The 14,902-nt window shown below is 65.6% G+C and carries 11 protein-coding genes and 1 pseudogene; 8 read left to right on the forward strand and 4 right to left on the reverse strand.

The window, feature by feature from the left end; translation table 11 throughout:
• Nucleotides 1–8: 8 nt before the first annotated feature.
• Complete coding sequence (locus tag C7I36_RS07170) at nucleotides 9–647, forward strand: response regulator transcription factor (protein ID WP_106453040.1); 639 nt, start codon at nucleotides 9–11, stop codon at nucleotides 645–647.
• 15 nt (nucleotides 648–662) lie between these two features.
• Here the strand turns inward: C7I36_RS07170 and C7I36_RS07175 are convergent, their stop codons facing one another.
• Together C7I36_RS07175 and C7I36_RS07180 are read right to left on the reverse strand one after the other, a co-directional pair.
• Complete coding sequence (locus C7I36_RS07175) at nucleotides 663–4,121, reverse strand: hybrid sensor histidine kinase/response regulator (RefSeq protein ID WP_106453041.1); 3,459 nt, start codon at nucleotides 4,119–4,121, stop codon at nucleotides 663–665.
• The gene (locus C7I36_RS07180; protein WP_106453042.1) at nucleotides 4,118–5,263 is read right to left on the reverse strand and encodes a 3-phenylpropionate MFS transporter; all 1,146 of its coding nucleotides are present in this window, start codon (nucleotides 5,261–5,263) and stop codon (nucleotides 4,118–4,120) included. The genes C7I36_RS07175 and C7I36_RS07180 overlap by 4 nt, the downstream gene beginning before the upstream one ends.
• Before the next feature lie 87 nt (nucleotides 5,264–5,350).
• Between C7I36_RS07180 and C7I36_RS07185 the strand changes: the two genes are divergently transcribed.
• Nucleotides 5,351–6,244 (forward strand): ChaN family lipoprotein, encoded by an 894-nt coding sequence (locus tag C7I36_RS07185; protein WP_106453043.1) that lies wholly within the window; start codon nucleotides 5,351–5,353, stop codon nucleotides 6,242–6,244.
• A gap of 1 nt (nucleotide 6,245) precedes the next feature.
• On the opposite strand, the gene C7I36_RS07190 is transcribed toward C7I36_RS07185, so the two are convergent.
• On the reverse strand, nucleotides 6,246–7,610 hold the full coding sequence (locus C7I36_RS07190) for a diguanylate cyclase (protein ID WP_106453044.1): 1,365 nt from the start codon (nucleotides 7,608–7,610) through the stop codon (nucleotides 6,246–6,248).
• A 148-nt stretch (nucleotides 7,611–7,758) separates the two neighbouring features.
• Here C7I36_RS07190 and C7I36_RS07195 point away from each other — a divergent pair, with 148 nt between their 5' ends.
• Together C7I36_RS07195 and C7I36_RS07200 are read left to right on the forward strand one after the other, a co-directional pair.
• Nucleotides 7,759–8,088 carry a DMT family transporter gene (locus tag C7I36_RS07195; protein WP_106453045.1) on the forward strand — a complete coding sequence of 110 codons (330 nt, stop codon included), beginning with the start codon at nucleotides 7,759–7,761 and terminating at the stop codon, nucleotides 8,086–8,088.
• Nucleotides 8,089–8,270: 182 nt separating this feature from the next.
• Complete coding sequence (locus C7I36_RS07200; protein WP_106453046.1) at nucleotides 8,271–9,002, forward strand: glycerophosphoryl diester phosphodiesterase; 732 nt, start codon at nucleotides 8,271–8,273, stop codon at nucleotides 9,000–9,002.
• A gap of 36 nt (nucleotides 9,003–9,038) precedes the next feature.
• On the opposite strand, the gene C7I36_RS07205 is transcribed toward C7I36_RS07200, so the two are convergent.
• Complete coding sequence (locus C7I36_RS07205; protein ID WP_106453047.1) at nucleotides 9,039–9,935, reverse strand: LysR family transcriptional regulator; 897 nt, start codon at nucleotides 9,933–9,935, stop codon at nucleotides 9,039–9,041.
• 109 nt (nucleotides 9,936–10,044) lie between these two features.
• Here C7I36_RS07205 and C7I36_RS07210 point away from each other — a divergent pair, with 109 nt between their 5' ends.
• The 4 genes and pseudogenes from C7I36_RS07210 to C7I36_RS07225 form a co-directional block, all read left to right on the forward strand.
• Nucleotides 10,045–11,103 carry a 4-oxalomesaconate tautomerase gene (locus tag C7I36_RS07210; protein ID WP_106453048.1) on the forward strand — a complete coding sequence of 353 codons (1,059 nt, stop codon included), beginning with the start codon at nucleotides 10,045–10,047 and terminating at the stop codon, nucleotides 11,101–11,103.
• A gap of 50 nt (nucleotides 11,104–11,153) precedes the next feature.
• Complete coding sequence (locus C7I36_RS07215) at nucleotides 11,154–12,233, forward strand: Bug family tripartite tricarboxylate transporter substrate binding protein (protein ID WP_106453049.1); 1,080 nt, start codon at nucleotides 11,154–11,156, stop codon at nucleotides 12,231–12,233.
• Between the two features lie 33 nt (nucleotides 12,234–12,266).
• A complete protein-coding gene (locus C7I36_RS07220; protein WP_106453050.1) occupies nucleotides 12,267–14,216 on the forward strand; it encodes a tripartite tricarboxylate transporter permease in 1,950 nt (649 codons plus the stop codon).
• A 49-nt stretch (nucleotides 14,217–14,265) separates the two neighbouring features.
• Nucleotides 14,266–14,902, forward strand: a pseudogene (locus tag C7I36_RS07225) (bifunctional aconitate hydratase 2/2-methylisocitrate dehydratase); the annotation flags it as partial.

Here is a 14,902-nt window from a genome sequence, read left to right on the forward strand (position 1 = left end):
GACGACACATGGAAACGGGCTACAGCATTATCATTGCCGATGACCACCCCTTGTTTCGCAATGCCCTGCACCAGGCGGTCCAACTGGCGATCGAGGGCGCCCGGTTGCAGGAGGTGGACAGCATCGACAACCTGATGCAACTGCTCGGCGAAACGGAGGAAGTCGACCTCCTGCTGCTGGATCTGAAAATGCCCGGCGCCAGCGGCTTCTCCGGCCTGGCCCAGCTGCGCAACCAGTATCCCGAACTGCCGGTGGTGGTGGTGTCGGCCAGCGAGGAGCCCGCCGTGGTACAGCAGGCCATGCGGTTCGGCGCCCTCGGCTTCATCCCCAAGTCCGCTCCCATGCGCACCCTGGTCAGCGCCCTCAATACCATACTGGCAGGCGACACCTGGTTTCCCGAGGGGATCAGCCTGGACGACAGCCCCGAGGACGACATCGCCGGCCGCCTCGCCAGCCTCACCCCCCAGCAGTTCAAGGTGCTCACCATGCTGTCGGAGGGCAAGCTGAACAAGCAGATCGCCTACGAGCTGGATGTCTCTGAGGCCACCATCAAGGCCCACGTTACCGCCATTTTCCGCAAGCTGGGCGTCAAAAACCGCACTCAGGCGGTCATTGCCCTGTCCCAGCTCGATGGCGGCGAGCGCTGAGCCCGCACCGCCGGCTCAGGCCACCAGGTGCTGTAGCAGCGCCCGCAGCCGGAGCGGCCGGACCGGCTTGCTCAGATACCCCAGGCCCAGCTCCTGCAGCTGTTGCTGCAGTTCGGGCTGACGGTCGGCGCTGATCACCACCGCCGGTATCCGGCCAAACTCCAGGCGCAGCAGGTTGATGGCCGCCACCCCGGTTTCGCCGTCGTCCAAATGGTAGTCGGACAGTATCACCTGGGGGCGGAAGCCGTCCCGGCAGTGGGCCCGAGCCGCCTCGCCGCCGCCGGCCAGGCGCACTTCGCAGCCCCAGCGCGACAGCAGGCCGTCCATGGCGGTAAGGATGTCCGCTTCATTGTCGATGCACAGCACCCTCAGCCCCGCCAGCCGGTCCGGTCCCGCCCGGGCCACCGGCTCGGCCGGCAGTTCCGGCTGAACCGCCGCCCGCGCCACCGTCACGCTGAACACAGAGCCCTTGCCTTCCCAAGAGCGTACCTGCAGACGATGACCGAGAATGCCCGCCAGACCCTGGGCGATGGCCAGCCCCAGACCCAGCCCCTGCTGGTGGCGATGACCGTGCTCCAGCCGCTGGAACTCATCGAACACCAGTTCCAGCTTGTCGGCGGGAATGCCGGGACCATTGTCCCACACCTCGATGCGCAGGCCCTCGCCACAGTGGCGCAGACCGAGCAGGATGCGCCCGCCCGGGTTATAACGCAGGGCGTTGGTGAGGAAATTCTGCAGGATACGGCGCAGCAGGCGGGGATCGCTGTGTACCCCCAGGCGGGTGGCGACCACCTCGAAGCGGCCGCCGTCCTGCTCCGCCAGGGCGCCGAACTCCACTTTCAGGGTATCGAACAGGCTGTTGAGGGCAAATCCCCGCGGCCGGGCGGTCAGCTTGCCCGACTCCAGCCGGGACATGTCGAGCAAATCGCTGATCAGCTCCTCGGCGGCGGTGAGGGAGCGGTCGATATGGCCCGCCAGCCGGCGGCTTTCCTCGTCGCCGGAGGTTTCCAGCCAGGAAGAGGTAAACAGCTTGGCGGCGTTGAGCGGCTGCATCAGATCATGGCTGACCGCCGCCAGGAAACGGCCCTTGGAGGCATTGGCCCGTTCGGCCTGGCGGGTCGCCGCCAGCAGTTGCTGGTTGACCGCCGACAGTTCCCGGGTGCGCTCCGCCACCCGCGCCTCCAGCACTTCGTTGGCGTCCTTCAGCAGTTGCTCGGCCTGGCGGAAGGTGGTGATGTCGTTGAAGGTCATGACAAAACCGCCGCCGGGCATGGGGTTGCCCTGCATTTCAATGACCCGGCCGTCGGGCCGGGTACGGGCCGACACATGGGCGGTGCCGGCGCGCATGTGGGCCACCCGCCGGGCCACCTGCCGCTCCACCTCGCCGGGCCCGCACAGGCCTTTTTCGGCGTTGTAGCGGATGATGTCGCCAATCGGGCGTCCCACCCGGATCAGGCCGGGCGGATAGGCGAACAGCTCGATGTAGCGCCGGTTCCAGGCCACCAGCTTGAGCTCCTTGTCGACCACCGAAATGCCCATGCCAATATGTTCGATGGCCCCCTGCAGCAGCCCCCGGTTGAAGCGGAAGACATCCCCCGCCTCGTCCACGATGGCGGCCAGCTCTTCCAGCTCCATGGAGCGGCCCTGCAGTGCCGAGGCCAGCACCAGCCGCGCCGAGGAAGCGCCGAACACCCCGGCCAGCACCCGCTCGGTGTGGCGGATCAGGCTGGCGGGCGCCTGCAGGCTGCCGTCCAGGGTGCCCTGCTCGCCCGCGTAGCGGGCGAAGGCGCGTTTGACCCTGGCCTCGCCCACAAAGCGGGAAGCCAGTTGTTCCAGGTCGCGTACCGTCACCTTGGCCCGGTAGACATCGCCGTCGTCCTTGTGCTGGCGGCCCACGAAGGCCCCGGCCTGGAAGCGCTCGCTCACCGAGGGCACCGACAGCCAGGAGCCGAGCAGATAGCCCGCCAGGTTGCACAGCAGGCTGAGCAATATGCCCCAGGTCACCGAGCTCATGCCGGCCAGCCAGCCCAGCTCCGGCGGGGTCAGCATGCGCAGCAGGAAGTTGGTGTCGGCGTCGCCGGCGAACAGCCCGGTTTCGGCCATCAGGTTGAGCAGCCACATCACCATGCCGAGGCTCAGCCCCCAGTAGGCGCCGCGCCGGTTGCCGCCGCGCCACAGCAGGCCCAGCACCAGGGCCGGGGCAAACTGGGCAATGGCGGCGAAGCTGAGGTAGCCAATCCGCGACAGGCTGCTGATTTCGCCGAGCCAGAGGAACACCAGCCAGGCGGTGACCATGATGACGATGATGGCGGTGCGGCGCACATTGAGCAGCAGCTGGGCCACGTCGTCGAAACCGTCGCCCTGCAGCTGACGGCGGCGCAGTATCATCGGCAGCACCAGGTCGTTGCTGATCATGATGGCCAGGGCGATGGTGGAGATGATCATCATGCCGGTGGCGGCGGAGGCGCCGCCGATAAAGGCCAGCATGGCAAGCAGCGGGTAGTCGAGCGCCAGCGGCAGGCTGATCACATAGGTATCCGGCGAGGTACCCGCCGACAACCACTGCTGGCCGGCCAGGGCCAGGGGCAACACCAGCAGGCCGAACAGCAGCAGGTAAACCGGAAAAATGCGCCGGGCCCAGCGCAGGTCGGCCGGGTCGTGATGCTCCACCACGGTCACGTGGAACTGGCGTGGCAGGCAGATGATGGCACTCATCGACAGCAGGGTATAGACCCCCATGTCGAGCAGGTTGCCGCTGCTGAAGGCGGTCAACTGGCCGAGGAAATCCTGGGTGACCATGGTGCGCTGCTGGTTGGGAAAGGCCAGGATCAGCCAGAGCGCGAAGCCGCCAACCACGATGAAGGCCACCAGCTTGACCACGGACTCGGCGGCGATAGCGACGATGACCCCCCGCTGGTGCTCGGTGGCGTCGATATGGCGGGTGCCGAACAGCAGGATGAACAGGGTGAACAGCATCGTCACCATAAAGGCCACCTCCCCCGCGTCCTTGCCGGCGCCGCCGACCACCTCGGGGGCCATCAGGTTGAGCCCCATCACGATGGCCTTGAGCTGCAGGGCGATATAGGGCAGCACGCCGACGATGGCGATCAGGGTAATGTAGACCGCCAGCCGCTGGGACTTGCCGTAGCGGGCGGCGATAAAGTCGGCGATGGAGGTAATGTGTTCGCGTTTGGCCACCTCGATCAGCCGGGCCACAAAGGGGCCGCCCAGGGTAAACACCAGTATGGGGCCGAGGTAGATGGAAAAGTAGGACCAGACGTCCGTGCTGGCCTGGCCGACGGTGCCGAAAAAGCTCCAGGAGGTGCAGTACACCGCCAGCGACAGGCTGTAGAGCAGCGGCCGCAGCCGGCGCGAGCGCGCCCCCAGGCGCACCTTGTCGCCCAGCCAGGCCAGCAGGAACAGCAGCGCCAGGTAGGCCAGCGAGATATTGATGACGGTCCAGCCCTGCATCACGCCTCCCGCCGCGAACCCGGCAGCGGCCGGCGCAACAGCCAGGCCACCGGCACCACCGCCAGCGCCATCAACCAGAAGGTATGGCCGCCGAGCCCGGGATAGAACTGGCCCGACACCACCAGCAGCAGGGCCAGCGCCAGGCCGGTGGGAATGGCCGCATACAGGGCCTGGGCGCCGAACACCGCTTCGCCGTCCAGCTCGCGGCTGATGTAGCGCACCGCCCCCAGGTGGCTCAGGCAGAAACTGCCCGCGTGGAGGATCTGGGCCAGGATCAGCCAGCCCGGCGCCGTGCTCGCCCCCAGTATGCCCCAGCGTACCAGGGCGCAGGCAAAGCCCGCCAGCAGCAGAGGCCGGGCACCGAACCGCCCCAGCCAGCGGCGATCGGCGGCGAACACCAGGATTTCCGCCAGCACCGCCAGCCCCCACAAATAGCCGATGACACTGGTCGGGTAGCCCTGCTGCTGCCAGTACAGGGCACTGAAGCCGTAATAAAAGGCGTGGCTGCCCTGCAGCAGCGAGGTGATCAGCAAAAAGCGCCCCACGCCCGGACGGCGCAGCACCTGCATGATGGAGTCGCCCTGGCGCCCAGGGTGAATATCGGCCGGCGCCGGATGCATCGGCAGCAGGCTGAGCAGCAGCATCAGCGCCAGCGCCGCCACCATGGTGTGCAGCACCCATTCGGGCCCCAGCCGGTCGGTCAGGGCGCCGACCGCCAGGTTGGCGGCGATAAAGGCCGCCGATCCCCACAGCCGGGCCTTGCCGTAATCGAGCCGGACCTGCACGATGAGCCGGCTGGCCATGGCCTCGCTGACCGGGATCAGCGAGGGATAGATGAGGTTGGCCAGCAGCATCAGCAGCAACAGCCCCAGGCTGCTCTGCCAGCCGTAGAAGGCGGCAAAGGCCAGCAGGCTGCACAGGCCGAGCCAGCGGGTGGCGGGCAGCAGGTGGGCGGCGGCGCGGATCCGGCTCATCACCGCCAGGTTGCCGACACAGCGCGCGGCCATGCCCAGGCCCAGCAGCAGGCCGATAAAGCCCGCCTCGGCCCCCGCATGGCTGAGCCACAGGGCCCAGAACGGCAGGAAGATACCGTAGCCGAAGTAATAAACGGCAAAAAACAGTGAAAGCCAGAGAGCGGGCGCCATGTCCGATACAGGGTTAGCAAATGATGCCGTCTATGATAATAACTTTACCGACGGATTGCTGTTATCCATTGCGCTAAAGGTGACGCCATGCGCCCATTGATGCTGTTGTTGCTGCTCCTGCTCGCCGGCTGCCAGGCCCGTGCCGGGGTGCCCGCCACCCTCTACGACTTTGAACTGCACGCCCCCGACGGCCGGCCCCTGTCCCTGGCCGAGGCGGCACACGAACTGGCCGGGGCCGACGTGATTATGGTGGGCGAGCTGCACGGCCATCCTGGAGTGCACCGCTTCCAGGCCGAATTGCTGGCCCGGCTGCTGGCCGAACCCCGGCCGGTGGCCCTGGCCATGGAACAGTTCAGCCGCGACCGCCAGCCGGCGGTGGACGCCTACCTGGCCGGCGAGCTGGGCGAAGAGGCCTTTATTCGCCGCGCCAATGCCTGGCCCGGCTATCGCAGCGACTACCGGCCCCTGGTGGAGCTGGCCCGCACCGCCAGCATCGACGTGTTGGCGGCCAACGCCCCCCGCCACATAGTGCGCTGCATCGGCCGTCAGGGCCCCGGCTACCTGGAGCGCCTGCCCGCCAGCCACCGGGCCTGGGTGGCACGCCGGCTGACCCTGGCCGACGACGCCTACAAGGCCCGCTTCATGGCCTCGCGCCACCATGGTCAGGCTCCCACCGAATTCCAGTTTGCCGCCCAGACCAGCTGGGACGACACCATGGCCGAAAGCGTGGAGCGCTACCTGGAGGCCCATCCGGGTTACCGGGTGCTGCTCACCCTGGGCCGTTTCCACATTGCCGATGGCCTGGGCACCGCCCAGCGGCTGCAGCAGCGGGCCCCGGGGCTGACACTGGCGCTGATCCATCCCCGCCTGCCGGACGAGACCGCACCGGGGGGATGGGAGCTCAGGGTCGGCGCCCTGCCCCCTTCCCGGCTGGCGCACGAGACCCTGCCGCCGCTGGCGGGGGACGAGCCGGACTGCTGACTCAGTCGGCCAGCAGGCAACGGTTGCGGCCCTGGTGCTTGGCCCGGTACAGGGCCTTGTCGGCCCGCCCGATCAGATACTCATAGTCCGGGTGGCCGTCGAACCCGGCCACACCGCCACTCAGGGTGGCCTGCATGGTCTTGCCCTCGGGCAGTTGCAGGCGGTTGGCCGCGACCTTTTCGCGGATTTTCTCGGCAATTTCCAGGGCCTTGGCCGGCTCCGCCTCCACCAGCACCACCAGCAGCTCTTCACCGCCATAACGGAAGGTGAAGTCGCTGCTGCGCACCGCGCCGGCCACCAGGTTGGCGATTTGCTGCAGCACCAGATCGCCCCCTTCATGGCCATGGCTGTCGTTGATTTGCTTGAAATGGTCGACATCGAACAGGATCACCGAAAAGGCGGCGCCGCCCCGCTTGGCCAGCCGTACTTCCCGGTTCAGCACCGCCGGCAGGAAACGCCGGTCCAGCAGCCGGGTCAGGGTATCCCGGCCATGCTCCAGCTCGATATAGCGATCGAACAGGGTAGCGAGAAAATAGCCCACGGCCTTCACTTCCTGCTGGAGTGCCGCCATCTGCCGGGCCAGCCGCTCGGTGTCGCTGCCCGCCGCCCGCAACTCGGGCAGGATCACCAGGTCTATCTGCTGCAGGGCCTGTTCAATCTGGCCAAGCTCGGGTGCTCCCTCAAACACCGAGGCCGCCTTGTGCTGAAACCAGAGCCCGAACTCGGAACGGATGATGCCGCCCGGCGGCCGGTCGCCCCGGTGCAGGCCGAAGATCAGCTCCTGGCTCCAGTCGAGCAGGGCGGCGCGCTGGCGTTCGCGCTCCACCGGCATATTGAGGCCCAGGGTATGCAGTCGGTAGGCCTCCGCCGCCCGGCTCTTGCGCTCCGATTTGGACACATAGGCCAGGCTCATCAGCTCCAGGGACAGGTCCATCACCTCCTGCAGGTAACCGCAGGCCGCCTGCCAGTAGCCGGGTTCCTCCTCCAGGCCGAACACCAGCGCCATCAGCCGCTTTTTGTGCAGCCGGGCGCCCATCGACACCAGGTTGATGGGCAGGTTGATGCGGGCATGGACCCGGCCCACCTCCAGTTGGCGCTCTATGGTCAGCGCAATGGCGGCCTCGTCGTCGATGGCAAAGGACTGCTCCAGCCAGTGCTGCATCGACGCCTTGAGACGCAGGTTGACCTGGTCATGGTCCAGGAATTCGCGCGCCTCGGGTTGCGTGATCATGTACTGGTAAAACTCGTCGGCCATCCGCTCGCTGTGGGCCAGCACCAGTTCGCGCACCCGGCGGCGCAGGGCGGGGTCGTAATCGTTCAGGATCTGCAGCCATTGCCGCTGGCCGTAGCCGAGGGGATCTGTCATGGTATTGCCGGTAACGCCGTGAAATAAGGCGCGTATTGTAGTGTAAAGGCCTGCCGAATACATCTTTCGCGCCGGTCGCCACACTTTGCGCCGGGCCCGAATTGGTGTCAAATAACAGGCTTTTCCCGTCACGGACCCGGAGGTTGGGGTGAACGTATATGTACTGCTGTTACTGGCCATCGCCGCCGAAGTGGTGGCCACCACGGCGCTCAAGGCGACGGCGGGGTTTACCCGACCCGGTCCCAGCCTGCTGGTGATCGGCGGCTATGGACTGGCCTTCTGGCTGCTGGGGCTGGTGATGCAGCGACTGCCGGTGGGCGTGACCTATGCCATCTGGTCCGGCGCAGGCATAGTGCTGATCACCCTGCTGGCGGCGCTGGTCTACCGGCAGTTGCCGGACTGGCCGGCCCTGCTCGGCATGGGCCTTATTATCAGTGGGGTAGTAGTGATCCAGCTGTGGTCAGGCAGCGGGCACTGACTCAGGCCAGGCCCCATGCCCGCTGGCAAAGCTGGTAGACCCTGTCCGGGGAGCCCAGCCAGGCAAGGCGCTGGCCGGACGCACCATGGATAAACGGGACCGTCCTGGCTGGCGGCATTGTCACAAATCTGTCATGGTGACGCTCTACCCTCGGCCAAGGATCCATTTAGAAGGACATTGCGATGATCTTGTGCGGACACAGAGGCGTGGCCAGCCTGGCCCCGGAAAATACCCTGGCCGGCCTGGAAAAGGCCCATCAGCTGGGGCTGGAATGGGTGGAAATCGACGTCCAGCTGACCAAGGATGAAAAAGTGGTGGTGATCCACGACGAGAAGGTCAACCGCTGCACCAACGGCAAGGGCAAGGTCCGCAAATACGACTGGGAGCAACTGGCCCGGCTGGACGCAGGCGGCTGGTTTGGTGCCGAGTTCGCCGGCCAGCATGTGCCCCGGCTCAGGGACTACCTGGCCCGCGCCCGGGAGCTCGGCATCAGGGTCAACATCGAGCTTAAAATCTATGACAAGGACAACCCGGCCCGGCTGTGCCGCAAGGTCAGCAAGCTGATTGACAAGCACGGGTTCGACAAGGCCGGCCTGCTGTTCTCCAGCTTCGAGCCCGACTGCCTGCGCTACCTGCAGGTGCTGCAGCCCGAAATCCCTCGCGCCCTGCTGGTGGAGCATATCCCCGACGACTGGCAAACACGGCTGGAGCAGCTCGACTGCGCCGCCCTGCACTGCAACTACCGCTACCTCAGCCGGGAGCAGGCCGAGGCGGTCAAGGCCGCCGGCTACCGGCTGCACTGCTACACCGCCAACCATCCGGACAAGGTGAAGGACTTTCCCGCCTGGGGCGTGGACATGATCTTTACCGACAAGCCCCAGGACTACCAGCAGGCAAGCCCGGCCGAAGGCTGAATCCACCGTGCGGCGACCATCGCCGTTCCGGCAACGTCAGGGTTTCGACCATTTCTCCAGCAGGATATTGATAAAGAGATCCGCCGCCGGGGTGATGCTGGTATGGGTTCGCCTGACCACCCCGATCACCCGTTTGATCGGGGCCCCTCGCAACGGCCGGCAGGTGAGCATGGAGCTGTCGTTGCTCGGCATCGCCAGTTGCGGTATCACCGCTATCCCCAGCCCCATTTCCACCAGCCCCAGCGAGGTCGACAGGTGCTGCACCTCGTAAAAGCCGTTCAGCCTGACATGGCTTTCCACCAGGGCGCTGTCCAGCAGGGTACGGTTGCCGCTGTCCTTGCTGACGGTGATGAGCTTGTGGGGCTCCATGTCCGACCAGCCGATGTCCTGCTGTTGTGCCAGGGGGTGATCCCGCCGGATACAGACCACGAAGGGATCGTCCAGCAGGTGGGTAAAGCTGACTTCCGGATACTGGGCTATCGCCATGTTGATACCGAAATCCGCGTCCCCGCGAATCACGCACTCCAGCCCCTCATTGGCGCTAACGTCGAGGATTTTGATGCGAATACCGGGGTAAAGCTGGTTAAATTCGCGGATCACGCCGGGTAAAAAATAAAACGCCGCGGTCGGTATGCAGGCGATGGTGACCTTGCCCTTCTGGTGGGTGGCCATTTCCTTGATGCCCAGCACCGACAGCTCGAAATCCTCCAGCATGCGGCGCGCCTTGGGCAGGAACTCCCGCCCGGCCGGGGTCAGCCAGGTCTTGCGGGTGGTGCGCTCGAACAAGGGCGTGCCCAGTATCGCCTCCAGCCGCTGCATCCGCCGGCTCAGCGCCGGCTGGGACAGGTGCACGAATTCCGCCGCCTCGTGGAAGTTGCCGCTCTCGGCCACCCGGATAAAGATCGCCAGGTCCTTGAATTCAATCTGGTGCATAGGTCATTAATGCAATAAACAAATCAATACCCGATTTTCTTTGCATTTGATGCAAATGTCAAAACCGTGACAACCTTCCCTCCAAGAAAGCAACCTGTGGGAAACAACCATGTCACAAGCCATTTCCTGTATCATCATGCGCGGCGGCACCTCCAGGGGGCCCTACCTCAAGCTCAGCGAGCTGCCCGCAAACCGTGATGACTGCGCCCTGATGCTGCAGCAGATCATGGGCTCCGGCCATGAACTGCAGCTGGACGGTATCGGCGGCGGCAACAGCCTGACCAGCAAGGTCGCCATGGTCGGCGTGTCCACCGACCCCGCCGCCGACGTGGATTACCTCTTCGCCCAAGTAGGAGTCAAAGAGCACAGCGTGGATTTTTCCCCCAATTGCGGCAACATGCTGGCGGGAGTCGCCCCCTTCGCCATCGAAACCGGCCTGGTGGCCGCCGGCTCGCCCGTCACCCTGGTACGGATCCGCAACCTCAACACCAACAAGATCATTCATGCCCAGGTGGCAACGCCGAACGGCAAGATCAGCTACGAAGGTGACGCCCTGATCAGCGGCGCCCCCAATCCGGCAGCGCCGATCAAGCTGACCTTTCTCGATGTGCAGGGAGCCAAGACCGGCCACCTGCTACCCACAGGGCACAGCAGGGACAGCATCGACAATATCGGTGTCACCTGTATCGATGCCGCCACTCCCTGCGTGCTGATCCGGGCCCGGGATTTGGGCAAGACCGGTTATGAATCCCCCGCCGAACTCGACCAGGATACGGTTCTGCTGGCCAGGATTGAGCACATCCGCCGCCAGGCCGGGCAACTGATGGGCATGGGCGATGTCAGCAACCAGGTGATCCCCAAGCCGGTGCTGCTGGCGCCGGCCCGGGACGGCGGCGATATCCACGCCCGCTACTTCGTGCCCCACAGCTGCCACAAGGCACTGGCGGTGACCGGCAGTATCGCCATCGCCACCGCCTGTGGTCTCGAAGGCTCGGTGGCAAACGAGCTTGCCCGCGACCGCAACAACACCATGATCAAAATAGAGCACCCATCGGGCATGCTGGAGCTGGAAATCAGCAAAAGCGGTGACGATGAAAGCGGCATTACCGCCGTCTCACTCATCCGCACGGCCCGCAAGATACTGAGCGGCACCATTTTTCTACCCTGAAAATCCGTCGCCATCCCTCACCAGGCAAACTCACCATAGGAAGGTCAATCATGAAAAAATTAACAATGCTGCTGAATGCCACCCTGCTGGCCGGTACCTTTGCCCTCTCGACCCCCGCACTGGCGCAAGCCCTGCCCTCGACCATCAACTGGACCATCCCCTTCGGGGTCGGCGGCGGCACCGACGTCTGGGCCCGCTTCATGTCGCCCCACCTGACCAAACAGCTGCCCGGCTCGCCGACCCTGGTGATCAAAAACGTGCCCGGCGGCGGCTCCATCACCGGCACCAATCTGTTCTACATGCGGGCCAAGGATAACGGCAGCGAGATGCTGGGCATTTCCGCCTCCACCCTCTATCCCTATATGCTGGGTGATTCCCGGGTCCGCTACGACTTCGACAAGTGGACCCCGATCATGGCGTCCCCCACCGGCGGCGTGGTCTATATCCAGCCCGATCTCGGCGTCGCCACCGGCCAGGATCTGGGCAAGCTGGACGGCGTGACCCTGCCCTTTGCCGCCCAGGGGCCTACCCAGCTGGAGCTGCCGGTGATGCTGGCGCTCGATATGCTGGGCCTGGATCTGCGGCCGGTGTTCGGCATGACCAGCCGGGGCGAAGGCCGGCTGGCGTTCGAGCGGGGCGAGGCCAAAGTCGACTTCCAGACCACGTCCGCCTATATCAACTCGGTCACCGACCTGGTAAACGGCAACAAGGCGGTCCCCCTGTTCTCCCTCGGCATCATCGATGACGAAGGCAATACCGTGCGCGACCCGGCCTTCCCGGATATACCCACCTTCGAGGAGGTCTATAAGGAATACAGGGGCGAGGAGCCGCAAGGCCTGCAGTACGACGCCTACCGCAAGTTCCTGACCGCCGGCTTCGCCCTGCAGAAGGTGCTGCTGGTGCCCAAGGACATTCCCGCGCCCATGAAACAGGAGCTGCTGCTGGCGGTGGATCGCATGGTCGAGGATGAAGCCTTCCAGCAGGATGCGGTCGAGCAGATCGGTCCCTACCAGAACCTGATCGGCGCCGTGGTGGAAGTCCACCTCAAGCAGGCGGTGAGCATGACCCCGGAGCTGCAGGCCTGGGTCAAGGACTGGCTGAAGACCCAATTCAATGTGTCGGTGGAATAAGCCGGCCTGGTCCGGTCGCAAGGAGCTGAACTCATGAACGAATTACTGGCGGCACTGGGCCAGATACTCACCGTCGCGCACCTCAGTTATCTGGTGCTGGGGGTGATCATCGGCCTCATCATCGGGATCATTCCCGGCCTGGGCGGCATCGCGGGCATGTCCCTGCTGCTTCCCTTCCTCTATGGCATGGAGCCGTCCGTCGGTCTGGGCATGCTGATGGGCCTGGTGGCGGTAGTGCCCACCGGCGATACCTTCACCTCGGTGCTGATGGGCATTCCCGGCTCCAGCGCCTCCCAAGCCACGGTGATGGATGGCTTTCCCCTCGCCAAGCAGGGCCAGGCGGCCAGGGCACTGTCCGCGGCCTTCACCTCCTCGCTGCTCGGCGGGGTGGCCGGGGCCATCATCCTCAGCGGCTTTATCATCGTGGCCCGGCCGCTGGTGCTGTCGTTCTCTTCGGCGGAGCTGTTCATGCTCACCCTGCTCGGCCTGAGCGTGGTGGCCTCGCTGTCCGGCGGCAACCTGTTCAAGGGACTGGCCGCCTGCGGCGTCGGCCTGCTGGTGGGCACCATAGGCGCGGCCCCCGCCACAGGGGAGTTCCGCATGACCCTGGGCATCGACTACCTGTACGACGGCATTCCCCTGGTGGTGGTGGGGCTCGGCATCTTCGCCCTGCCGGAAATCATCGAGCTGCTGATCCGCAACAAGTCCATTTCCGGCAAGGGCAACAGCCTGGGCAGCGGCTGGGGCCAGGGCGTGCGCGACGTCCTGCGCAACCTGCCGCTGGTGGGCAAGTGCTCGGTGTTCGGCAGCCTGGTCGGCGCCATCCCCGGCCTGGCCGGCTCGGTGGTGGACTGGATGACCTATGGTTTCGCCATGCAGTCGAGCAAGGACAAGTCCAGCTTCGGCAAGGGCGAGATCCGCGGTGTCATCGCGCCCGAATCCGCCAACAACGCCTGCGCCTGCGGCAGCATGATCCCCACGCTGCTGTTCGGCGTGCCCGGCTCGGGCACGGCGGCGGTGTTCCTCGGCGGCATGTTGCTGCTTGGCATCCAGCCCGGCATCTCTATGGTGGATACCCACCTCAACCTGACCTACACCATCGTCTGGTCTCTGGCCCTGGCCAATATCCTCGGCGCCCTGCTCTGCCTGGGGCTGGCCTCGCCGGTGGCCATGCTTACCCGGATCCCGTTCTCGCGCATGGCCCCGGTGCTGCTCACCCTGATCCTGTTCGCCGCCTACCAGGCCACCCAGAGCCTGGGCGACTTCGTGGTGCTGGCCGCCATCGCCACCCTGGGGATCTTGCTGAAAAGCGCCAACTGGTCGCGCCCGGCCTTCCTGATCGGCTTCGTGCTGGCGGCCGGTGCCGAGAACTATTTCTTCCAGAGCATCCAGTTCTACGGCTACGGCTGGATGCAGCGCCCCGGTGTGCTGATCATCGCCGGCCTGATCCTGCTCAGCTTCGCGGTGCCCTTTATCCGCAAGCGCCTGGCCGCCAGGACCGGTGGCGAAGCCAATACGGAACCCAAGCCGGAACGAGCCCCCCTGAGCCGGCTGGACGGCGCCATCATCGCGCTGCTGCTGGTCGTCTGCGCCCTCGCCCTGTTCGATGTGTGGGGTCGCTCCGAGCTGACCCGGGCCTTCCCGCTGTTCGCCATCCTGCTCACCGCCGGCTCGGCCCTGGCGGTCGCCTTCGGTACCGGCCGCAAACCGGCAGAGCCCGGCAGCCAGAAGGTTGGCCGAGAGCTGCTCTATATCAGCCTGTTCCTCGGCGTTGCCCTGCTCTATTTCACCCTGGGCTTTATCAGCACCTCGGTGATCTTCACCCTGCTGTTCCTGCGCCTGTTCACCGGCTCCCGCTGGCGACTGTCGGGCACGGTGGCGGCGGGCCAGCTGCTGTTTCTGGTCGGCCTCGGCAAGGCCATGAGCATCGACTACCCCGAGGGCCTGCTGGACCCCTACCTGCTGAGCCTGATCAACCTCTAACCCTGGCGGGGCCCCCGGGCCCCGTCTTATTCAACAAAAGGACCTCATCGTGCTTGAACACTACCGCAACCAGGCCGCCGAGCGTGCCGCCGACGGCCTGGCCCCCCTGCCCCTGAACACCACCCAGGTGGCCGCCCTGGTTGAACTTCTCAAGACCCCCCCCGCCGGCGAAGAATCCTTCCTCTACGAACTCCTTTCTACCCGCATCCCCCCCGGGGTTGACGAAGCCGCCTATGTCAAGGCCGGGTTCCTCGCCGCCGTGGCCAAGGGCGAAGTGAGCTCGCCCGTGGTCTCCCCCGAGCAGGCCACCGAGCTGCTGGGCACCATGCAGGGCGGCTACAACATCCAGCCGCTGATCGAACTGCTCGACGTCGATGCCCTGGCCCCCATCGCCGCCCAGGCCCTGAGCCACACTCTGCTGATGTTTGACGCCTTCCACGATGTGGCCGAGAAGGCCAAGGCCGGCAATGCCCATGCCAAACAGGTGATGCAGTCCTGGGCCGATGCCGACTGGTTCCTGGAGCGTGCGCCCCTGGCCGACAAGATCACCATGACCGTATTCAAGGTGCCCGGCGAAACCAACACCGATGACCTGTCCCCGGCCCAGGACGCCTGGTCCCGCCCCGACATTCCGCTGCACGCCCAGGCCATGCTGAAAAACGCCCGCCCTGGCATTGAGCCCGATG

This window comes from Zobellella taiwanensis, assembly GCF_003012795.1.
Taxonomy (GTDB): Bacteria; Pseudomonadota; Gammaproteobacteria; order Enterobacterales; family Aeromonadaceae; genus Oceanimonas; species Oceanimonas taiwanensis.